Annotated in this window: 19 protein-coding genes; all 19 read left to right on the top strand. The window is 72.5% G+C overall.

Annotation, left to right across the window (positions count from 1 at the left end; translation table 11 throughout):
* Positions 1 to 100 precede the first annotated feature (100 nt).
* The gene (locus ACIA8N_RS35350; protein WP_365779760.1) at positions 101 to 1,669 is read left to right on the top strand and encodes an ABC transporter substrate-binding protein; all 1,569 of its coding nucleotides are present in this window, start codon (positions 101 to 103) and stop codon (positions 1,667 to 1,669) included.
* The gene (locus tag ACIA8N_RS35345) at positions 1,669 to 2,667 is read left to right on the top strand and encodes an ABC transporter permease (protein ID WP_365779762.1); all 999 of its coding nucleotides are present in this window, start codon (positions 1,669 to 1,671) and stop codon (positions 2,665 to 2,667) included. The genes ACIA8N_RS35350 and ACIA8N_RS35345 overlap by 1 nt, the downstream gene beginning before the upstream one ends.
* A complete protein-coding gene (locus ACIA8N_RS35340; RefSeq protein WP_365779764.1) occupies positions 2,667 to 4,553 on the top strand; it encodes a dipeptide/oligopeptide/nickel ABC transporter permease/ATP-binding protein in 1,887 nt (628 codons plus the stop codon). Before ACIA8N_RS35345 ends, ACIA8N_RS35340 begins: the two co-directional genes overlap by 1 nt.
* Positions 4,550 to 5,380 (top strand): ATP-binding cassette domain-containing protein, encoded by an 831-nt coding sequence (locus tag ACIA8N_RS35335; RefSeq protein WP_365779766.1) that lies wholly within the window; start codon positions 4,550 to 4,552, stop codon positions 5,378 to 5,380. The genes ACIA8N_RS35340 and ACIA8N_RS35335 overlap by 4 nt, the downstream gene beginning before the upstream one ends.
* Positions 5,377 to 6,618, top strand: a complete 1,242-nt coding sequence (locus ACIA8N_RS35330; RefSeq protein ID WP_365779768.1) for an amidohydrolase — start codon at positions 5,377 to 5,379, stop codon at positions 6,616 to 6,618. Before ACIA8N_RS35335 ends, ACIA8N_RS35330 begins: the two co-directional genes overlap by 4 nt.
* Positions 6,619 to 6,827: 209 nt before the next feature.
* Positions 6,828 to 7,490: a hydrolase gene (locus tag ACIA8N_RS35325; protein ID WP_365779770.1), complete on the top strand. Its 663-nt coding sequence runs from the start codon at positions 6,828 to 6,830 to the stop codon at positions 7,488 to 7,490.
* Between the two features lie 5 nt (positions 7,491 to 7,495).
* Positions 7,496 to 8,017 (top strand): DoxX family membrane protein, encoded by a 522-nt coding sequence (locus ACIA8N_RS35320; RefSeq protein WP_365779772.1) that lies wholly within the window; start codon positions 7,496 to 7,498, stop codon positions 8,015 to 8,017.
* Positions 8,018 to 8,110: 93 nt separating this feature from the next.
* Positions 8,111 to 8,689 carry a DNA starvation/stationary phase protection protein gene (locus tag ACIA8N_RS35315; RefSeq protein ID WP_365779774.1) on the top strand — a complete coding sequence of 193 codons (579 nt, stop codon included), beginning with the start codon at positions 8,111 to 8,113 and terminating at the stop codon, positions 8,687 to 8,689.
* A gap of 417 nt (positions 8,690 to 9,106) precedes the next feature.
* Positions 9,107 to 9,964: an alpha/beta hydrolase gene (locus tag ACIA8N_RS35310; protein WP_365779776.1), complete on the top strand. Its 858-nt coding sequence runs from the start codon at positions 9,107 to 9,109 to the stop codon at positions 9,962 to 9,964.
* A gap of 35 nt (positions 9,965 to 9,999) precedes the next feature.
* Positions 10,000 to 10,953: an alpha/beta hydrolase gene (locus tag ACIA8N_RS35305; protein ID WP_365779778.1), complete on the top strand. Its 954-nt coding sequence runs from the start codon at positions 10,000 to 10,002 to the stop codon at positions 10,951 to 10,953.
* Between the two features lie 71 nt (positions 10,954 to 11,024).
* Positions 11,025 to 12,893 (top strand): amidohydrolase, encoded by a 1,869-nt coding sequence (locus ACIA8N_RS35300; protein WP_365780128.1) that lies wholly within the window; start codon positions 11,025 to 11,027, stop codon positions 12,891 to 12,893.
* Between the two features lie 15 nt (positions 12,894 to 12,908).
* Positions 12,909 to 13,646, top strand: coding sequence for a GPR1/FUN34/YaaH family transporter (locus tag ACIA8N_RS35295; RefSeq protein WP_365779780.1), 738 nt, complete (start codon positions 12,909 to 12,911; stop codon positions 13,644 to 13,646).
* 45 nt (positions 13,647 to 13,691) lie between these two features.
* The gene (locus ACIA8N_RS35290) at positions 13,692 to 14,006 is read left to right on the top strand and encodes a GNAT family N-acetyltransferase (RefSeq protein ID WP_365779782.1); all 315 of its coding nucleotides are present in this window, start codon (positions 13,692 to 13,694) and stop codon (positions 14,004 to 14,006) included.
* A 68-nt stretch (positions 14,007 to 14,074) separates the two neighbouring features.
* Positions 14,075 to 14,800: an alpha/beta hydrolase gene (locus ACIA8N_RS35285; protein ID WP_365779784.1), complete on the top strand. Its 726-nt coding sequence runs from the start codon at positions 14,075 to 14,077 to the stop codon at positions 14,798 to 14,800.
* Positions 14,801 to 14,904: 104 nt separating this feature from the next.
* Complete coding sequence (locus ACIA8N_RS35280) at positions 14,905 to 16,236, top strand: extracellular solute-binding protein (protein WP_365779786.1); 1,332 nt, start codon at positions 14,905 to 14,907, stop codon at positions 16,234 to 16,236.
* Positions 16,236 to 17,201 carry a sugar ABC transporter permease gene (locus ACIA8N_RS35275; RefSeq protein WP_365779788.1) on the top strand — a complete coding sequence of 322 codons (966 nt, stop codon included), beginning with the start codon at positions 16,236 to 16,238 and terminating at the stop codon, positions 17,199 to 17,201. The genes ACIA8N_RS35280 and ACIA8N_RS35275 overlap by 1 nt, the downstream gene beginning before the upstream one ends.
* Positions 17,198 to 18,085 (top strand): carbohydrate ABC transporter permease, encoded by an 888-nt coding sequence (locus ACIA8N_RS35270; protein ID WP_365779790.1) that lies wholly within the window; start codon positions 17,198 to 17,200, stop codon positions 18,083 to 18,085. Before ACIA8N_RS35275 ends, ACIA8N_RS35270 begins: the two co-directional genes overlap by 4 nt.
* The gene (locus tag ACIA8N_RS35265; RefSeq protein ID WP_365779792.1) at positions 18,082 to 20,850 is read left to right on the top strand and encodes an AAA family ATPase; all 2,769 of its coding nucleotides are present in this window, start codon (positions 18,082 to 18,084) and stop codon (positions 20,848 to 20,850) included. The genes ACIA8N_RS35270 and ACIA8N_RS35265 overlap by 4 nt, the downstream gene beginning before the upstream one ends.
* A 134-nt stretch (positions 20,851 to 20,984) precedes the next feature.
* Positions 20,985 to 21,821, top strand: a complete 837-nt coding sequence (locus tag ACIA8N_RS35260; protein WP_365779794.1) for an alpha/beta hydrolase — start codon at positions 20,985 to 20,987, stop codon at positions 21,819 to 21,821.
* Positions 21,822 to 21,952 lie beyond the last annotated feature (131 nt).

The raw sequence follows: 21,952 nt of genomic DNA, 5'->3' as shown, positions 1-21,952 counted from the left end.
TGCAATTTCGGGCTGGTGCCGGAAGTGGCCTGTTCTGTATGCCGCATCACACCGCAGCGCCGCCCCCCCGCCCTCAGTCCTCCGTCCCGGGGAGTCCTCCATGCACCGTTCGCGATTTCTCTCCGGCGCCGTCACGGTCGCCGCCACGTCCCTCCTGGCCTCCGCCTGCACCACCGGCTCCGCGGTCGGCCCCTCGTCGAGCGGCGCCAAGAGCGGGGGGACCATCAGGATCGGTGTCACCTCCGACGTCACCTCCTTCGACCCGGCGAAGGGCGCGGGCGGCACGGACTACGTGATGACGTCCCTGCTGTACCAGCCGTTGATCGGCCAGGACGACGGCGGCGTGTTCGTCGCCGGTCTGGCCGAGACCTGGACGTCGACGCCCACGAAGACGACCCTCACCCTGAAGAAGGGCCTGACCTGCTCCGACGGCTCCTCCCTCACCGCCTCGCAGGTCGTCGCCTCGCTGCAGCGCTACCGGAAGACCTCGGCGGGAGCCCTGCTCACCTTCGGCGCCGCGAACGCCGGCGAGAAGACGACGATCACGGGCGACGACGCGGCCGGCACCGTCTCCATCACCACCGCCACCCCGTGGGGCGAGGTCCTCAGCGGCCTCTCCGGCACCGGTGCCGGGATCATCTGCAAGGCCGGTCTCGACGCGGGCACCGCCGCACTCGCCCAGGGCGCCGTCGCGGGAGCGGCCTCCGGCCCGTACGAGATGGCGACGGCGCGGCGCGGCGCCTCGTACGAACTCAGGCTGCGCAAGGGCTTCGACGCGTATCCGCGCTTCGCCTCGCTGCCCGCGGGGAAGCCGGCCGACACGCTGCGGATCCAGATCGCGAGGAACGAGTCGACCCTCGCCAACCAGTTGCAGACCGGCGCCCTCGACCTGGCCCCGATCACCGGCACGGACGTCACGCGGTTCACCGGCGACGCCGGGTACGTCATCAGGTCGGCGCCGTTCATCCGCAACTACATCGCCTTCAACCAACGCCCCGGGCACCCGGGCGCCGACCCGAAGGTCCGCAACGCGGTCGCGCAGGCGGTCAGCGCCACCGCCTTCAACAAGGTCTTCGGCGGCGCGGGCCGGCCCATGACGTCGTACGTGGACGACACGTCCGCCTGCGTCTCCACCGACACCTCCCTGCTGACCACGACGGACCCGGCCGCCGCGAAGAAGACCCTCGCAGGAGTGTCGATCAAGCTGGAGGGGTCCAACGCCGTCGCGGGCGGCGCGGGCAACTCCTACGTCGCCGAAGCCCTGCGCACCGCCGGCGCCGACGTGAAGCTCACCAACGCCGACAACGCCACCTGGGCCACCGACGTCACCGCCAACCAGGGCGACTGGGACGTCACCGTCTTCCCGCTGATCAGCGGGCTCCTCGCGCGCGGCGGCGCCTACCTCCTGGGCCCCGAACCGGCCGGCGGCGGCCAGAACTACGGCGCGGTGAAGAACACGGCGTTCGCGGAGAACTACGTCAAGGCCACCGCCACCACCGACCGGAACGCCAAGTGCGCGGCCTGGCAGAAGGCGCAGGAAGCCCTGCTCAAGGCCGACGACGTGATCCCGCTCGCCACGGTCAACGTGCACTACGTCGCCCGCAAGGGCGTGTCGTTCGCCATGCCGGCCGGATCCCTGACCGTCTCCACGCTCCGGGTCACCGGCTGATGGCGACGACGACACCGGCCGGCAGGACGGCCGTGGGGGCGGGGCGCACGACGGCGCCCGGCCCCTGGGGCGGCTTCCTCCTCCGGCGACTCGTCGGGCTCGCCGCCGTCGCGATCACGCTCGTCGTCGGCACGTTCCTGATGGTGCACCTCATCCCCGGCGACCCGGCGCGCGTGGTCGCGGGCGCCGACGCGACGCCCGCCGACGTGGAGCGGGCCCGCCACGAACTGGGGCTCGACCAACCGCTGTCCACGCAGTTCGGCACGTACGCGAGCGGCCTGCTCAGCGGCGACCTGGGCACCTCCTTCCAGACGAAGGAACCCGTCGCCGAGATCATCGGCGGCCGACTGCCCTTCACCGCCGAGATCGCGTTCCTCTCCGTCCTGGCGGTGCTGCTGCTCGCCGTGCCGATCGGCCTCGCCGTCGCCGCACGCGGCAGCCGGCGCACCGACGGATCGTTCACCTTCGTCACCGGCCTGGTCGGCGCCACACCCGAGTACATCATCGGAACGCTCCTCGTCCTCGGCTTCGCGATCGGACTGGGCTGGCTCCCGGCGGCGGGCGCCGAGACGGTGACGTCGATGGTGCTCCCCATCGCCGCGCTGGTCCTGCCCGGGACCTGCGTCATGGCCCGCATCGTGCGCAGCGAGGCCGCACACGTCCTCGCCCAGGACTACATGCGCACGGCGCGGGGCCGCCGCCTGCCACCCCTGCGCCTGTACGCCCGCCACGCCCTGCCCAACCTGCTGACCGCCACGCTCACCCTCGGTGGACTGATCCTCGCGGGCCTGCTCGGAGGCACGGTCGTCGTCGAGTCCGTCTTCGCCTGGCCGGGCATCGGCCAACGCGTCGTCGAGGCGCTCCTCGTCCGCGACCACCCCGTGATCCAGGGCTGCGTCCTGGTCCTCGGCCTGCTCGCGGCCCTGCTCAACCTGCTCGTCGACGTCGTCCTCGCGCTGCTCGACCCGCGCACCCTCGCCGGAAAGGGAGGCCACTGATGCGACGCGTACGGTGGAACGCCCCCCTCGTCGTGGCCCTCACCGGCCTCGGCCTGATCGCCCTTCTCGGCGTCGTCGCCCCCTTCCTGTGGGAGGAGCGGGCGACCGCGCTCGGCGGCTCCGCCCGCGCGCACCCGTCCGCCGCACACTGGCTCGGCACCGACGCCCTCGGCCGCGACGTACTGGCCCGCACCCTGGTCGCCACCCGCCTCACCCTGGAGATGACGCTCGCCGCGACCGCGCTCGCCGCCGTCGCGGGCAGCCTGCTCGGCACCGTCGTCTGGGTCTCGGGCCGGCGCGTACGCGAGCTCGGCCTGCGGCTGATCGACGTGATGATCTCCTACCCGGCGCTCATCCTGGCCCTGGTGATCGCCACGGTCCTCGGGACAGGGCCCACCGCATCGGTCCTCGCGATCGGCCTGGGCGGCGCACCCGCGTTCGCCCGCCTCACCGCCAACATGGCGGCCTCGGTCGCCCGGCGCGACTTCGTGACGCAGGCCCGCCTGATGGGCGTACCGCCCTCCCGTCTGCTCGCCCGCCACCTGCTGCCCAACATCTCCGGGCCGCTGCTCGTCCTGCTCTCGGTGGCCTTCGCGAACGTACTCGTCGCACTGTCCGGCCTGTCCTTCCTGGGCATCGGCGTGCAGTCGCCGGCCTACGACTGGGGGGCGCTGCTCAACTCCGGCCTGGAGGCGCTCTACACCAACCCGGCGGAGGCGATCGGCCCGGCGGTCGCCATCACCGTCACCGGCGTTCTCGCGGGCTTCGTCGGCGACGGCCTCGCCACGGCACTCGACCCTCGTACCGGCGGAACGAAGGCCAGGACGAGGCGCCCGGCCGTCGACGTCTCCGCGAGCTCCCACCGGGCGCCCGTGGACGCCCTGGTGACGGTGGACGGCCTCGTCGTCGCCCTGCCGGACGGTACCCGTCTCGTCGACGACGTCTCCTTGCACGTCATGCCCGGCGAGATCCTCGGCCTCGTGGGGGAGTCCGGCTCCGGAAAGTCGCTGACGGCGATGAGCGTGGCCCGGCTCCTGCCGGAGGGGCTGACCGCGTACGCGGCGGAGCTGACCCTGGACGACCTCGACCTGACCGGCTCCGCGATCGACCCCCGGCGGCTGGCCACCGAGATCGGCATCGTCTTCCAGGACCCCTCGGCCTCCTTCAACCCGGCCCTCAAGGTGGGCGGTCAGCTGACCGAGACGCTCCGCGTGCACCAGGGCGTGCGCGGAGGGGAAGCGCGTGGGCGTGCCGTCGAGGCCCTGGAGCAGGTACGGATCGAGAACCCGGCCAGGGTCGTGAAGCAGTACCCGCACGAGCTGTCCGGCGGCATGCGGCAGCGCGCGATGATCGCCGCCGCGATCCTGCCCGGTCCGCGGCTGATCGTCGCCGACGAACCCACCACCGCCCTCGACGTGACCGTCCAGGCCGAGGTGCTCGACCTCCTGAAGGACATCAACAGCACCCGTGGCACGAGCATGCTCTTCATCTCCCACGACATCGGGGTGATCGGCACGGTCTGCCATCGGGTCGTGGTGATGTACGCCGGCCGGGTGGTGGAGGAACTGTCCGCGGCCGACCTGCGGGCGGGCCGCGCCAGGCATCCCTACACGAAGGCCCTGCTTGCCGCGAGCCCGCGCCTCCAGGACACGGACACGGGCACGGATACGAGTACGGGCACGGATACGGGCACGGACGCCGTCGCGGCGCGCGCACCGCTCGCGACGATCCCGGGCCGCCCGCCGGCACCCGCCGACCGCCCGGCCGGCTGCGCCTTCGCCGACCGCTGCCCGGTGGTGCTCGACGGCCTCTGCGGGACCGAACGCCCGCCGATGGCCGACGCCGTCGCCTGCCACGCCGTACGCCAGGAGGTGCAGCCCGCATGACCACCACGTCCCCCTACAAGCTGGCCGTCGAGGACCTGACCGTCACCTTCGGGCACGGCCGGCGCACCAGGACGGTGCTGCACGGCGTGTCCACCGGGGTCAGGGCCGGGCAGACGCTCGGCCTGGTCGGCGAGTCCGGATCGGGGAAGTCGACGATCGCCAAGGCGATCGTGGGCGTCCACCCCGTCCGTACCGGCCGCGTCACTCTCGGCGGAGAGGACCTCACGGGCCTCCGGGGGAGGGAGCTCGTCGCCGTACGCCGCCGGGTACAGCTCGTCTCCCAGGACCCGTACGCCTCGCTCAACCCGCGCATGACGGTCGGTGAGGCCATAGCCGAGGCCGTCGACCCGGTGCGGGCCGACGCGAGGAAGCACGCGGCGACGGTCGGGCGGTGGCTGGAGACCGTCGCGCTGGACGACTCGGCCGCGGCCAGGTACCCGCACGAGTTCTCCGGCGGCCAGCGCCAGCGCATCGCGGTCGCCCGCGCCCTGGCCGTGGAACCCGAGGTGGTGATCGCCGACGAGATCACCTCGGCGCTCGACGCCTCGGTGCAGGCCGAGGTGCTCAACCTGCTTGAGGAGCTGCGGCGTTCGCTGGATCTGACGATGGTCTTCATCTCCCACGACCTGGCCGTCGTCCGCCATGTCAGCGACGAGGTCGCGGTCCTGCGCCAGGGGGAGATCGTGGAACAGGGACCGGTGCGGGACGTGTACCGCGCGCCGAGGAACCCCTACACACGCCGCCTGCTCGCGAGCGTGCCGGCGTTCGAGAAGAAGCCTGAGGTGACGTCCGAGAAGACGCTCGGGATGAAGGAGTCAGCAGCATGAACGAGCCGACCGCCGTGGCCGACCGCACCCGGCAGATCACCGCCGGTCTGAAGCCCGCCGCACTGGAGGAGTTCTACCGCGACCTGCACCGCCATCCCGAGCTCGCCTTCCAGGAGCACCGCACCGCGGCGAAGCTCGCCGCGTGCCTGCGCGCGGCCGGCTATGACGTGGCGGAAGGGGTCGCCGGCACCGGTGTCGTCGGTGTCCTCGTCAACGGCGACGGCCCGGTCGTCTGGCTGCGGGGCGACATGGACGCGCTGCCGGTCCAGGAGGCCACCGGCCTGGAGTACGCCTCCACCGTCGACGGAGTCATGCACGCCTGCGGCCACGACCTCCACGTCACCTGGCTCGCCGGCGCCGCCGAGGCACTGGCCGCCGCCCGCGACACCTGGTCCGGCACGCTGGTCGTCATCGGGCAGCCCGCCGAGGAGTCCGGCGGCGGCGCGGCCGCCATGGTCGCCGGTGGACTGCACAGCCGCTTCCCCCGCCCCGACGTGCTGCTCGGCCAGCACGTGGCGCCCGGTCCCGCCGGGTTCCACCCGCACACCCCGGGCCTGACCATGTCGGCCTCCGACGACATCGACGTCGTCGTGCACGGCGTGGGCGGCCACGGCTCACGTCCCGAGTCGACGATCGACCCGGTCGTGACAGCCGCCTACATCGTCACCCGCCTGCAGACGGTGGTGTCACGGGAGGTCGCGGCGGCGCACTCGGTGGTGCTGACGGTGGGCCGGTTCCATGCCGGTACGAAGCACAACATCATCCCCGCCGACGCCCGGCTCTCCCTGAACCTGCGCACCCAGGACGCGCACGTACGCGACCGGGTCCTCGGCGCCGTCCGCCGCATCGTCGCGGGCGAGTGCCGGACCGCCGGCTGCCCGGAGCCGCCCGAGGTCACGGTACGGCCCGGCTACCCGAACACCGTCAACGACGTCGTACTCGACGGACAGATCGCGGCCGTGCACCGCGCACTCTTCGGCGCCGAGACGGTGTTCGACTTCGGACCGGCGATGGGCAGCGAGGACTTCTCCCTCCTCGTACCCGGCGGCGTCCCGTACGACTACTGGTACGTCACCTCGACTCCGGCCGACGTGTGGGAGGCGGCGCCCGGCAGGGACCTGGCCGAGAAGTTCGGCAACGTGCCGGGCAACCACAGCCCCCTGTTCGCCCCCGACCTCTCCGTGCTCGTGCCAGGCGTCCAGACCCTGGTGTCGGCGGCCCTGAGCCGCCTGGCGTGACCGGACCGGGCGGCACCGCACGTACCTCGGCCTCGCGCGTGCGCGCCCGTGACCCCGCGCGGATTCCGTCCCTGACCGGTTGTGCGCTGTCGTGTCAACCCCTGGGCGCCGAAGGTCAACACGGCCGGTCGGGCCGCTCGTAGCGTGAAGGTGTGCCGGGCCGCGGGAGTGCGGTGGGCATCTACCGACCGCTGCGAGAGGACCCCCTCATGTTCGACATAGACAAGGTGCAGGCCGCGCCGAGCAAGGATCTGCTGACGCCGGACAACTCGGTGATGCTGTTCGTGGACCACCAGCCGCAGATGTTCTTCGGTACGGGCAGTGGTGACCGGGCGGCGATCATCAACAATACGGTGGGTCTGGCGAAGGCGGCGCGGGCGTTCGGTGTGCCGGCCGTGCTGACGACGGTGGCCGCCGAGTCGTTCTCCGGGCCGCTGCTGCCGCAGCTGGCGGAGGTGTTCCCGAAGCAGGAGGTCATCGACCGTACGACGATGAACGCCTGGGAGGACGAGGCGCTGGTGGCGGCGGTGAAGGCGACCGGCCGCAAGAAGATCGTCCTGGCCGGTCTGTGGACCGAGGTCTGCCTGGTGCTGCCCGCGCTCTCGGCGCTTGAGCAGGGGTATGAGGTGTATGTGGTCTCCGACGCCTCCGGTGGCGTCAGCCCGGCCGCGCACGAACACGCGCTGCAGCGGATGCTCGCCGCGGGTGCGGTGCCGGTGACCTGGGTGCAGGTCCTTCTGGAGCTGCAGCGCGACTGGGCGCGCCAGGACACGTACGGCGCGGTCATGGAGATCGTCAAGGCGCACGCGGGCGCGTACGGCCTGGGTGTCGTGTACGCGCAGAGCGTCATCGGCGCGCACGCGGCCGGCTGACGTCCGTGGACACCGGCATTCTGGTTCTGCGTCTGCTGGTGGGCCTGCTCGTCGCCGGTCACGGGGTGCAGAAGGTCAGTTCGCACCTGGGCGGCAGGGGGCTTGAGGGCGGTACGGAGGAGTTCCGCGCGGACGGCTTCCGCGGCGGTGCCCTGACCGCCCTGGCTGCGGGCGGTGGTCAGATCGGATCCGGGCTGCTGCTCGCGGCCGGCCTTCTGACTCCTCTCGCGGTGACCGGTGTCATCGGGGTGATGACGGTCGCGCTGACGGTGAAGTGGCGTCACGGGCTCTGGGTGCAGAACGACGGCTATGAGTATCCGCTGGTCCTCGTCGTCACCGCCGCCGCCCTCGCCGCGACCGGCCCCGGGGCGTGGTCTCTCGACGCGGTCCTCGGTCTCACGCCGTATCCGGTGTGGTGGGCCGCCGTGGCGCTTGCGGCCGGTCTCGGCAGCGGACTCCTCACCCGGCTCGTCCTGCACCGGACCACCACCCCGACGACCCGGACGGAAGCCCTCGGCGAGCGCTGAGCGCAGGCCGCGCAGACCGGGTCCGGCCGCCCGCGTTCCCCCCGACCGGGCGGCCGGGTCCTTCCCGCCTTCTCTCCCGAACAGGAGCATTCGATGGACACCCTCACGACTTCGCACGGCGGCGGTCAGCCGCTGCTGCACCAGAAGGGCGCCGAGACGCAGGCGTTCGGCACGCTCAAGCAGTTGCCGATCGGTCTGGGGCACGACACCCGCATGTACGCGTGCCAGCGGCTGAACCGCGTACTCGCCGACACGCAGATCCTGTACTCCCTCTACAAGAAGCACCACTGGCTCATGCGCGGGGCGACCTTCTACTCGCTCCACCTGATGCTGGACAAGCACGCCGAGGCCCAGCTGGCCATCGTGGACGCGCTGGCCGAGCGGGTCCAGAGCCTGGGCGGTGTCGCCGTCGGAGACCCGCGCCACGTCGCGGAACTGACCGCGATCCCCCGTCCGCCGGACGGCGTCGAGCCGGTGCCGGTCATGCTGTCGCGGCTCCTCGACGCGCACGAGCGCATCCTGATCGACGCCCGCGACGCCGCCGCCCGGATCTCCGGGGAAGGCGACGAGGGCACCACCGACCTCCTCGTCTCCGAAGTCATCCGCACCGGCGAGGCACAGGTCTGGTTCCTCGCCGAACACCTCGTCGACACCCCCTTGGTGCGCGGCTGATGGACACGTACGACGTCGGCACCGACCTCGTCTGCGACGAGGTCCTCGCCGACGTCGGACTGCGCCCGCGCACCGCGGACCTCGGCCCGGACTCCGTCGGCCTGGTCGCGAGCGTCGGTCTCACGGAACGCGCGGCACGTGCGGCGGTCTCGCGGTACCTACGGTGGAGCGCCGCATCGAGACGCCGCCGGAGCCGCGCTCCACGGGGACGACCACCGAGGCCCCGCCGAGCCCGTCGTCGACGAGCCTCGAAGCGACGTCGGCTGCGTACTCACCGGCCTGACGGAGACCGGGCTCATCCGCCCGGCCACCGTTGCTCTCGGAGGCGTACGACCTCTGAGGCGACGCCCCTACCGCCGGACCGGCGCACCCGCCCGAGCGCCCCCGAACGCTTCACCACCCGACAAGGAAACCCCCATGCATCCCACGAGACGCACCCTCGCCCTCGCCCTGGCCCTGCCGGCCGCGGTGGCCTCCCTGCTGGGTGCCGCACCCGCCGGATCCGCCCGCCCCGCGAGCGGCCCGGCCGCCGCCGAGACCGACACCGACACCGACCGGCACGGTCCCAAGCCCACGATCGTCCTGGTCCACGGGGCGTTCGCCGACGCCTCCAGCTGGAGCGGCACGATCAGGCGGCTGCAGCGCGCCGGCTACCCCGTCCTGGCCCCGGCCAACCCGCTGCGCGGTCTCGCCGCGGACACCGCCTACCTCCGCAGCGTGCTGGCCGCCGTCGAGGGACCCGTGGTCCTGGTCGGCCACTCCTACGGCGGGGCGGTCATCAGCGGTGCCGCGCTGGGCGACAGCCGGGTGAAGGCTCTCGTCTACATCGCCGCGTTCACCCCGGACAAGGGCGAGAGCGCGGCCGAACTCGCCGCCAGGTTCCCCGGCTCCACCCTCGGTGACGCGGTGAACCCGCGGTCGTACCCGCTGCCCGGCGGTGGCACCGGCACCGAACTCGTCATCGAACGGGCCAAGTTCCACGAGCAGTTCGCCGCAGACGTCCCCGCCGCCGACGCGGCGGTCATGGCCGCGACCCAGCGCCCGGTCGCCACCGCCGCCCTGGAGGAGAAGGCCGGGGAAGCGGCCTGGCGGACGATCCCGTCCTGGGCGCTGATCGCCACCGCCGACAAGAACATCCCGCCGGCGGCCGAGTGGTGGATGGCCCGGCGCGCCGGCTCGCACATCACCGAGGTGGACGCGTCGCACGCCGTGGCCGTCTCCCGGCCGGCCGTGGTCACCCACGTGATCCTCGCCGCCGCGCGCGCGACCCGTTGACCCTGCCCCGTACCCCCTTCGAAGGAGAACCCCTCATGCCGAACCGGCCGATTCTCGAGCCCGCCGCCCAGGCGTTCGCCGATGCCACCGCCGAGCCGCCGTTCCTGTACCAGATCCCCGTCGCCGAAGGCCGCAAGGCCGTGGACGGTGTCCAGAGCGGTGAGGGCGTCGCGCTGCCCGCCGTCGACGAGGAGTGGGTCACCGTCCACGGTGGCCCGACCGGCGACGTCCGTGCCCGGATCGTCCGCCCGCGCGGTGCCGCCGGCCCGCTTCCCGTCGTCCTCTACGTCCATGGAGCTGGCTGGGTCTTCGGCAACGCCCACACGCACGACCGGCTCGTCCGTGAACTCGCCGTCGGTACGGGCGCTGCGGTCGTCTTTCCCGAGTACGACCTGTCGCCCGAGGCCCGCTACCCCGTCGCGATCGAGCAGAACTACACCGTTGCCCAGTGGGTCGCCCGCGAGGGTCACCACAAGGACCTCGACGGCACACGGCTCGCGGTCGCGGGCGACTCGGTCGGCGGCAACATGACCGCGGCCCTGACCCTGATGGCCAAGCGGCGCGGCGACGTCCGCATCGCCCACCAGGTCCTCTTCTACCCGGTGACCGACGCGAGCTTCGACACCGACTCGTACCACGCCTTCGCCGAGGGCTACTTCCTGCGCCGTGACGCCATGAAGTGGTTCTGGGACCAGTACACGACCGAGGACGCCGAGCGGGCCCAGATCACCGCGTCGCCGCTGCGCGCCACCACCGAGCAGCTGACCGGTCTGCCGCCGGCGCTGGTGATCACGGCCGAGGCGGATGTGCTGCGCGACGAGGGCGAGGCGTACGCGGCGAAGCTCCGTGCCGCCGGCGTCCCCGTCACGGCCCTGCGCGTGCAGGGAGCCATCCACGACTTCGTCATGCTGAACGCGCTGCGCGAGACGCGGGCCGCGGAACTCGCCATCCGCCTCGCCACCGACACCCTCCGCGAGGCCCTCGCATGAGCGGGCAGCCGACCGGGCAGCCGACCGGGCAGCCGACCGGAGGACCTCCGGTGCACGGCCCGTCGACGAGCATGCCGGTCGCGGGCCTCGTCCCCGCCCCCGGGCGGGAACAGGCGCAGGCCGACCTCCTCGTCCGTAACGCCAAGGTCTACACCGGTGACCCCGACCGCCCCGAGGCCCGTGCCGTCGCGATCCGCGACGGCCGGGTCGCGGCCCTCGGCGACGACCACGACCTCGCCCACCTCGTCGGCCCGGCGACGAAGGTCGTCGACGCCCTCGGCCGCCGGGTGATCCCCGGCCTCAACGACTCCCACCTGCACGTCATCCGGGGCGGCCTGAACTACGTCCTGGAACTGCGCTGGGACGGCGTCCGCAGCCTCCGCCAGGCCCTCGCGATGCTGCGGGAGCAGGCCGGCCGCACGCCGAAGGGGCAGTGGATCCGCGTGGTGGGCGGCTGGACCGCCGAGCAGTTCGCCGAGCGCCGGATGCCGACGGTCGCGGAGCTGAACGCCGCCGCCCCCGACACCCCCGTCTTCGTCCTGCACCTCTACCAGTCGGCGCTGATGAACCGGGCCGCCGTGCGGGCCGCCGGATTCACCCGGGAGACCCCCGACCCGCGCGGCGGGCAGATCGTCCGGGGCCGGGACGGCGAACCCAACGGCGTGCTCCTCGCCGCGCCGAGCGCCCTGATCCTGTACTCGACGCTGGCCAAGGCGCCGGCCCTCGACGAGACGGACAAGCGGACCTCGACGCGCCACTTCCTGCGTGAGCTGAACCGCTTCGGACTGACCTCGGCGGTCGACGCCGCCGGCGGCTTCCAGAACTTCCCCGACAACTACGCCACCGTCATGGACCTCGCCCGGTCGGGTGAGCTGACTCTCCGGATCGCCTACCACCTGTTCCCGCAGACGGCCGGCCAGGAGCTCGCGGACCTGAAGCGGTGGACCGAGATGGTCAAGCCCGGGGACGGCGACGAGTGGCTCCGGCTCAACGGCGCGGGGGAGAACCTGACCTGGGCCGCCGCCGACTTCGAGAACTTCTCCGAACCCCGGCCCGAACTCGCCGCAGGCTACGAGGACGGGTTCGAGCAGGCGGTCCGGCTGCTGATGGACAACGGCTGGGGCTTCCGGCTCCACGCGACCTACGACGAGACGATCCGACGCGACCTGGCCGTCTTCGAGAAGCTCGCCGCCGAAGGACTCTTCCCCGGCGGCAACCGCTGGCTCTTCGACCACGCGGAGACCGTCTCGGCCGACAGCCTGGACCGGATCGCGGCCCTGGGCGGCGCGGTGTCCGTGCAGAACCGCATGTCGTTCCAGGGCACCGCCTTCCGTGACCGCTACGGCCCCGAGGCCGCCGCCCACACCCCGCCGGTGCGGGCCATGCTCGACCGGGGCCTGACCGTGGCCGCGGGAACGGACGCCACCCGCGTCTCCTCCTACAACCCCTGGGTCGCACTGCACTGGCTGGTCACCGGCCGCACCGTCGGCGGCACCGCCCTCTACCCGGCAGGCAACCTGATCGACCGCGAGACCGCCCTCGGCCTCTACACCCGGGGCGGGGCGGAACTCACCGGCGAGCAGGACGTCAAGGGCGTCCTCCGCGAGGGTTTCTACGGCGACCTCGCGATCCTGTCCGACGACTACCTCACCGTGCCCGAGGCCGTCATCCCCGACATCGAGTCCGTTCTCACCGTCGTCGGCGGCCGCATCGTCCACGCGGCCGCGGAGTACGAGGGCCTCGACGAGGCCGTCCCGCCGGTCAGCCCGGAATGGAGCCCGGTGGCCCACTTCGGCGGCTACCAGTCGAGCGGTGCGCACCAGGCGGCGTCCGTGGCCGAGGCTGCCGCCGAGTCCGAGCAGCACCGCCGCTGGCGCGTCGCACGCGGCTCCGTCCCCGACACGGCGCCGTCGTTCGTCGACCCCTGCTTCGACCACTGAGAGAGAGATCCCCCGATGCCCGCAGCCTCCCCCGCCGCCGACGGCGGCGACACCCCGGCGGCCTCGCCGGACGCGCCGCCGGGACGCCGCTTCGAACCGGACCTCCGGTCGATGACACGGATCAACCTGCACCCCATCGCCTCCCCCATGCCGCTCGGGTTCTTCACGATCGCCATCGCCTCCGTGATGACGGGCTGCCTCCAGCTCGGGGTGTTCGACGAGGCGGCCCGCGCCGCCGTCGCCTTCACCGTGCTTCCGGCCTTCGTCCTCCAACTCCTCGTGAGCGTCCTGGCCTTCGGCGCCCGTGACGTGATAGCGGCGACGCTGATGGCGGTCTTCGCCGGCAGCTGGCTGGCGTACGCGCTCGTCATGTTCAGCGGCGCGGCCGACGGCCTCCAGGTCCTCGGCGTGTTCAACCTGGCGCTGCTCTGCTTCGGCGCCCTGATGACCGCCGTGACCCGGCCCAAGCGCGCCCTGTGGCTCGTCCTCGCGGTCTCCCTGCCCCGCTGGGCGACCACCGGCCTCGCTGGCGTCACCGGCGCCGAATGGCTGACGCGCACGTCCGGCGCGCTCGGCCTCGTGGTGGCGCTGGTGGCGATGTACACGGCGTTCGCCCTGATGTTGGAGGACATGCGCAGCGAGCAGGTCCTGCCCATCGGCCGCAGCGGCCCCGCCCACCTCGCCGTGGAAGGCGACCTGTCGGTCCAGCTCCGCAACCTGGAACGCCAGGCGGGCGTGCGCCGCACGCTCTGACCCGCGCCCACCCACCCGTCACACCACGACCGCACAGGAGCACCCATGGCACCGCAGGTGAAGGACCAGCCCCAGAAGTCCCGTTACGAGATCCTCGCCGGCGACGACGGCACCGAGACCGCGGGCTTCGCCGAGTACCACCTCTCGGAGGGCGAGATCGCCTTCATCCACACCGAGATCGACAGCCGGTTCGCGGGCCAGGGGCTTGGCGGGCTGCTCGCCCGTGGAGCCCTCGACGACGCCCGCGCGCGCGGGCTCCAGGTCCTGCCGTACTGCCCCTTCGTCCGGGGCTGGATCGGCAAGCACCCCGAGTACACCGACCTGGTGCCCGAGGCGAGGCGCGCCCGCTTCGGCCTGTGAGGCACCACACGCCCCGCACCTCCCGCTTCCCCAGTCCCATCCCCCGTCACACACCGAGGAGTTCCCCCATGTCCCGCCACGCCCGTCCCACCGTCGTCCTGGTCCACGGCGCCTTCGCGGACGCGTCCAGCTTCGCCCGGGTCATCCCCGAACTGACCGCCGCAGGCATGGAGGTGGTGGCCCCCGCGGTCCCCAACCGCAGCCTCGTCGACGACGCCGCGTACATCGCCTCCGTGGTCCGCGCCGTCGAAGGCCCCGTGATCCTGGTCGGGCACTCCTACGGCGGCGCCGTCATCACCCTCGCCGGCGCGGAGGACAACGTCCGCGCACTGGTGTACCTCGCGGGCTACGCGCTGGAGGAGGGCGAGAGCCTGGGCGAGCTGCAGGGCCGCTTCCCCGACTCCGGTCTCGCCGACGCCCTCGTCTACACCCCGTTCCCGGTGGCCGGCTCCACCGAGACCGGAACCGACGTCTCGGTGGAGACCAAGAAGTTCCCCGCCCTCTTCGCCGCGGACGTCGACCCCGACCTCGCCGCGGTCCTCGCCGTCTCCCAGCGCCCCCTGGCCGCACGTGCCTTCTCGGAGGCGGCGCCTGTCGCGGCCTGGAAGACCAAGCCCTCGTGGGGCCTGGTCGCCACCTCCGACCGCACGATCAACCCCGATGTGGAGCGCTTCGGCTACGAGCGCGCCGGCATGACCACCGTCGAGGTCGACTCCTCACACCTCGTCATGCTTGCCCAGCCCAAGGCCGTGGCGGAGCTGATCCAGGACGCGGCCCGGTCCACCGCCCACTGACCCGACCGGTCGGGATCGAACGATTAGTCGATTTTGTTCGAGCGCTGGTAGCTTCGGATCGCCCCCCGAGGACACCTCGGCGGGCGATCGGAGGAGATACACCCATGAGGTTCGGCGCGAGGCTCACGCTCGCCGTCATCACCCTCGCCGCCCTTGCCACCGCCTGCGGTGTGCCGCGGGAAAGTGGTCCGCAGTCGCACACCGCCGTCGACTGCGAGCCGTACGCCAGGTACGGCGAGCACCCCGGCACCAAGGTCACCGTCTACGCGGAGAACCGGGACCGGGAGGCCGACCTGTTCGAAGAGACCTGGGCGGACTTCGCGGACTGCACGGGAATCGACGTCCGGTACGAGGGCGACGGGGAGTTCGAGGCCCAGATCCAGCTCCGCGTCGACGGCGGGAGCGCGCCCGATGTGGCGTTCTTCCCTCAGCCCGGACTCCTGGAACGCTTCGCGCGGGCGGGGGACCTCAAGCCCGCGAGCGCCGGGGTCGTGGCCCTCGCGAAGCAGGGCTGGACGGCCGACTGGAACAGCTACGCGACCGTGAACGGCACCCTCTACGGCACGCCGCTGGTCGCGAACGTGAAGTCGTTCGTCTGGTACTCGCCCACGTTCTTCCGCGACAGGGGACTGAGCGTTCCCCGCACCTGGTCCGAGCTGATGGCCGTGACGGAGAAGGTCGCGGCGTCGGGCGTCACACCGTGGTGCGCGGGAATCGAGTCCGCCGAGGCGACCGGCTGGCCCGTGACGGACTGGATCGAGGACGTCCTGCTGCGTCAGCAGGGCACGGACGTCTACGACCAGTGGGTCACCCACAGGATCCCGTTCAACGACCCGCGGGTGATCAAGGCCATGGACACCGTGGGCTCCGTCCTCAGGAACGACCGGTACGCCAACGGCGGTTTCGGACCCGCCCGTTCGATGGCGTCGATCTCCTTCCAGGAGGCCGGCACACCGGTTCTCTCCGGCGACTGCGCGATGCACCGCCAGGCCTCGTTCTATGCCGACCTCTGGCCGAAGGGCACGGAGATCGGACCGGACAAGGACGTCTACGCCTTCCTGCTGCCGGGGGCCGACCCGGCCCACCGCCCCGTACTGGGCGGTGGGGTGTTCACCGCGGTGTTCGCCGACCGTCCCGAAGTGCGGGCGTTCCAGGAGTACCTGGCCTCCGCGGACTTCGCGAACGAGCGGATGAAGAAGGGCCCGTTCGTCTCGGCGAACAAGGGCGTGGATCCGGCGAACGCCGCCACCCCGGTCGACAGGCTCTCGATCCGGCTGCTCCAGGACCCCGGGACCCAGTTCAGGTTCGACGGTTCGGACCTGATGCCCGCGTCGGTCGGCGCCGGGACGTTCTGGAAGGGAGCCGTCGACTGGATCGGCGGCGCGAGCACCCGGCAGGTCACCGACTCCATCGAACGGTCCTGGCCGAGCCGCTGATGTCGTTCGACGCCGTCGCCCAGCAGCCCAAGCTGCTGTACCTGCTCCAGGGCGTCGCCGCCTTCGCGGCGGTGGTCGCCCTGATCCTGCTGGCGCTGCACCGGGGGCCGGTCCGGAGGAGGGCCGCGGCCCTGATCCTGCTGGCCCCCGCCCTGCTGCTGCTCACGGTGGGTCTCCTCCTGCCCGGCCTGCGCACCCTGGCGCTGTCGTTCACGGAGAACGGGGGAGACGCGTGGGCCGGCTTCGACAACTACGTGTGGATGGCCACCGACCCCCGGGCGCTGGTGGCGCTGCGCAACACCCTGGCGTGGGTGGTGCTCGTGCCGCTCCTTGCGACCACGGTCGGCCTGCTCTACGCGGTGGCCGTCGTACGGTCGCGGTTCAGAGCATTCGCGCTGTCCCTCGTCCTGATGCCGATGGCGATCTCCTTCGTCGGCGCGGGCGTCGTCTGGAAGTTCGTCTACGCCTACCGTCCCGCGGAGGCCGGGCAGATCGGGCTGCTCAACCAGCTCGTCGTCGCGTCCGGCGGCGAACCCAGGCAATGGCTCGTGGACTCTCCCTGGAACGTCCTGTTCCTCATCGTGGTGATGGTGTGGACTCAGGCGGGCTTCGCGGCCGTCCTCCTTGCCGGCGCGATCAGGGCCGTCCCCGGCGAGCTGACCGAGGCGGCCCGACTCGACGGCGCGTCCCCCCGGCAGATCCTCTGGCGGATCACCATGCCGTCGATCCGGCCCACCCTGCTCGTCGTCGTCCTCGCCCAGGCGATCGGCACCTTCAAGGCCTTCGACATCGTCAAGACCATGACCGGCGGACAGTTCGACACGGGCGTCATCGCCCACGAGATGTACGACCAGGCCTTCCGCTACGGCGACACGGGCCGCGGTGCGGCGCTCGCCGTGCTCCTCTTCGTCCTCGTCACCCCCTTCGTCGCCCACCAGGTCCGGGCACAGCGGAGGGCGGCGTGAACGGCGTACGGGAGCGCCTGGCCTCCCGCGCCTTCACGGCGATCGCCGTGGTGATCGCGGTCCTCTGGACGACACCGACCCTCGGTCTGCTGCTCTCCTCGTTCCGCCCCGAGGAGGAGATCAAGACGACGGGCTGGTGGACCGTGTTCGGTACACCGCATCTCACGCTCGACAACTACGGCGAGGTGCTGTCCGGCGGCGGGAACGGGTCGGGGCGGCTCGCGGAGTACTTCGTCAACTCCGTCGTCATCACCCTGCCCTCGGTGCTGTTCCCGCTCGTCCTGGCGCTCTTCGCGGCCTACGCCCTGGCGTGGATCGACTTCCGGGGTCGGGACGCGCTCGTCGTCGGCGTCTTCGCGCTCCAGGTCGTGCCGCTCCAGATGGCGCTCGTCCCCCTCCTCAAGCTGTTCTCCCAGGGCTGGCTGTTCCTGCCCGCGTGGAACCTCACCGGTGCCGCCCGTTTCGGCCAGATCTGGTTCGCCCACACGGCCTTCGCGCTGCCGTACGCGGTGTTCCTCCTGCACAACGTCCTGGCGGGCCTGCCCCGGGAACTGATCGAGGCCGCCCGCGTCGACGGCGCGTCGCACGGGACACTGCTGCTCCGGATCGTGCTGCCCCTGGCCCGCCCGGCCCTGGTCTCCTTCGCCATCATCCAGTTCATCTGGGTGTGGAACGACCTCCTCGTAGCACTGACACTGTCGGGCGGGTCGGCCGAGACCGCGCCGATGACCGTCGGACTGGCGAGCCTGGCCGGGACGTACGGCAACGAGTGGCAGCGGCTCACCGCAGGAGCCTTCGTGGCGGCGTCCGTCCCGCTGCTCGTCTTCTTCTCCCTCCGGCGGCACTTCGCACGGGGACTGCTCGCCGGATCGGTCAAGGGATGAGCACCGACGGGCCCCGCGGAGCAGGCACGGAGGCGCCCGGGAGCACGGCGCTGAGCCGGCCGGGGCTGCGGGGCCGCGAAGCCGAGCTGGAGCGGCTGCGCGCCCTGGTCGAGGGGGTGCGCGACGGCGAGGGGGGAGCGATCGCGCTGCTCCTGGGCGAGCCCGGGATCGGGAAGACCGTACTGCTGCGGGAGACCCTCTCGATCGCGCGGGCTCACGGGTTCCTCGTCAGCCACGGACGCGCCGAGGAACTTCACGAGCTGGCACCGCTCGCCTCGCTGGCCTCCGGTCTCCTGCACGGCGACCCCCCGCTGCTGTCCAGCACGGACTTCGCCGACCTCGCGGGCCGTCACGACCAGCGCATCTGGCTCGTCGAACGACTGGCCCAGCTGATCGAGGAACGTTCGGCGAGCACGCCCGTAGTGATCGCGGTCGACGACGTCCCCTGGGCCGACCCGCTGAGCCGCTTCGCCCTGAGCGTCATGCCGGCACGGCTGCTCAGCTCCCCGGTCCTCTGGCTGCTCACGGGCAGGAGCGACCCCGAGCTGTACGGGCAGGGGCCGCGGACGACGACCCTCCCCCTCCGGCCGCTGTCCGACACGGCCCTGGCCGAACTGGCACGGGACGTCCTCGGCGGCGACGTGCCGACGCGGGTCGCGGAACTCCTCGACGGGGCGGGAGGCAACCCCTTCCTCGCGGCCGAGATGCTCACGGGTATCGCGGCGCCGGGCGCGGACACGCCGCAGCCGCCGGAGCGGCTGGTCCTCGGTGTACGCGACCGGCTGGCCGATCTCCGGCCGGACACCCTCCACTTCCTGCGGATCGGCTCGGTCCTCGGCCGCGCGTTCTCGCTCGCGGACGCCGCCGCCCTGTGCGGCAGGCCCGCCTCCGGACTCAGCGCCGAAGTGGACGAGGCGATCGCGGCCGCCCTCCTCCACGACGACGGCGACCGCCTCCTGTTCCGCCACGACCTGCTCCGCCAGGCGGTGTACGCCGATCTCGCCCCCTCCGTACGCCGGGCGCTCCACCGCGAGGCCGCCAGCCGGCTCGTCGCGGCGGGCCGGAGCTCCACCGACGCCGTCCCGCACCTGCTGAAGAGCGCCGAACCCGGCGACCAGGAGGCGATCGGGCTGCTCGGCACGGCCGCCGCGGACGTGATCGCCGTGATGCCCGACCTCGCCGCCGACCTGGCCGTACGCGCCCTGGAACTCGTACCGCCCCATGCGCCCATGATGTTCGACGTGGGAGAACGGGCCATCGTCGCGCTGACCCGCGCGGGCCGGTACACCCGTGCACGGGACACCGGCGACACGCTGCTCGCCCGGCAGCCGCCCCTGGACGTCTTCGCCCGGCTGCAGTCCGTACTCGGCGACACGCTGTGGCACCTCGACGACGTCCACGAGCTGACCCGACGCTCGACGGCGGCACTCGCGGCCGTCACCGACCCGGTGATCCGCGCCCGGCTCACCGCCCGGCAGGCCCTCGCCCGGTCCCGCGGAAGCGACCTCGGGGCCGCTCGCGAGACCGCCGAACGGGCGCTCGCCGAGGCGGCGCGGTCCGGTGACCGGGAGGCCCGGGTCCTCGCGCTCTGGGGGCTCGGCGAGATCGCCCTCAACGCGGGCGACTGCGCCGCCGCCGTCGAACACCACACGGCGCTGAGCGTGTTCGACACGGCCTTCCTGCCCGAGGAGGCCGTCGCCCGCATCCACATGGACGACTTCGACACCGTACGGCGACTGCTCCGGACGGCCGGCGACGCTCCCCTGCGCCCCGCCATGCTGATCTGGGCCCAGGGAACCCTGAACATGGGGCTCGGCCGGCTCGACGACGCGGACGCCGACCTCGTCACCGCCGAGCGGCTCGAAGCGGACCTCCACGTGCCCGGCAACCTGGTCAACATCCGCGTCAACCGCGGCCTGCTCGCGCTCCTGCGCGGCGACCGCGAAGCCGCGCGGGAACACCTGGACGTCGTGCGGGCGACCGTGGCCGACCGGCCGAACACGGGCAACCACGCCACGCACCAGTACTTCGAGGCCGTCGTCGCCGACGCCGACGGCGACCACGCGGCAGCGGCCGAACTGGTCCGAGCCGCGCAGCGGGACCACCCCTTCCTCCGATGGCGCCTCCTGCGCCCCCATGTCGTCCAGGCCGTGCGGATCGCCCTGCGCGGCGGGGACCGGAACCTGGCCGAGGAACTCGCGGTCCAGGCGGCGGAGCACGCCACCCGCAACCCTTCCGTGCCGACCGCACAAGGGACGGCCGCCCACGCGGCCGGCCTGGTGAACGCCGACCACGGACTCCTGGAGCGAGCGGTCCGCGTCCTCCTCACCGGCCCCCGGCCGCTGCCCCTCGCCGCCGCGTCCGCCGACCTCGGGCGCGCCCTGCTCGCGGCCGGCGACCCCGCCGCCACACCCGCCCTGACCAGGGCGCACGACATCTACGCCCAGGCGGGGGCCGACGCGGAGGCCGACCGGGTGCGGGCCGATCCGGACCGGGCCACGAGCCGCTCCGGCCGACGCACCGGAGGCCCCCGGCCGCGCCCCGGACAGGGCTGGGACGCGCTCACGGCCTCGGAACGCAAGGTGGCCCGGCTGATCGCGGCGGGCCACACCAACCGGTCGGCCGCGGAGGCCCTCGTCGTCTCCCCGCACACGGTCAACACCCATCTGGCGTCGATCTTCCGCAAGCTCTCGGTGCGCTCCAGGGTCCACCTGGCCCGGGTCGTGCTCGCCGAGGACGACACCGGAACGGCCACCGGCGGCTGAGCGACCTCTGCGCCCCCGTGCAAGGAGTGGTGCGCGGTACGGCAACAGGAGGTGCGGGTCCGGTCCTAGCGTGACGGGCATGCCGCGCCGCTTCGAGGCGCGGACCAGCCGACCCGAATCGAGGAAGCATCCCCATGCCGTACATCACCGTGGGCCAGGAGAACACCAACCCCGTCGAGCTGTACTTCGAGGACCAGGGCGCCGGTCAGCCCGTCGTCCTCATCCACGGCTTCCCGCTCGACGGACGCTCCTGGGAGCGCCAGAGCGCCGCGCTGCTCGACGCCGGCCACCGCGTGATCACGTACGACCGCCGCGGTTTCGGGCAGTCCTCGCAGCCGACCACCGGCTACGACTACGACACCTTCGCCGCCGACCTGAACACCGTGATGGAGACCCTCGACCTGCGGGACGCCGTCCTCGTCGGGTTCTCCATGGGCACCGGCGAGGTCGCCCGTTACGTGTCCACGTACGGTTCCGACCGCGTCGCCAAGGTCGCCTTCCTGGCCTCGCTCGAGCCCTGCCTGCTCAAGAGCGACGACAACCCCGACGGCGTCGCGCCGAAGGAGTTCTTCGACGGCGTCGTCGCCGCCGTCAAGGCCGACCGGTACGCCTACTACACGGCCTTCTTCAACGACTTCTACAACCTCGACGAGAACCTCGGCACCCGCATCAGCGAGGAGGCCGTCCGCAACAGCTGGAACACCGCCGCCCGCGGCGGCTCCTTCGCCGCGTCCGCCGCGCCGGCGACCTGGTACACCGACTTCCGCGCCGACATCCCCGCCGTCGACGTGCCCGCCCTGATCCTGCACGGCACCGCCGACCGCATCCTGCCGGCCGAGGGCACCGCACGCCCCTTCCACAAGGCCCTGCCGTCCGCCGACTACGTCGAGATCGAGGGCGCCCCGCACGGCCTGCTGTGGACCCACGCGGAGGAGGTCAACACCGCACTCCTCGCCTTCCTGGCGAAGTGACGCCGCACCGTTGACCCGCGGGGTGACGCCGGTGCACCGGCGTCACCCCCGCCCCCGGTGCCCGCCGCGGGCCCCCCCGCGCGGGGGGGGGGGTTCGGGAGGGGGGCGGGTGGGGGAACAAGGGTCGGGCC

Source organism: Streptomyces sp. NPDC051822, assembly GCF_044452745.1.
Lineage (GTDB): Bacteria > Actinomycetota > Actinomycetes > Streptomycetales > Streptomycetaceae > Streptomyces.
The sequence above is the reverse complement of the archived record's forward strand: the minus strand, read 5'-3'. Positions and strand labels throughout refer to the sequence as shown.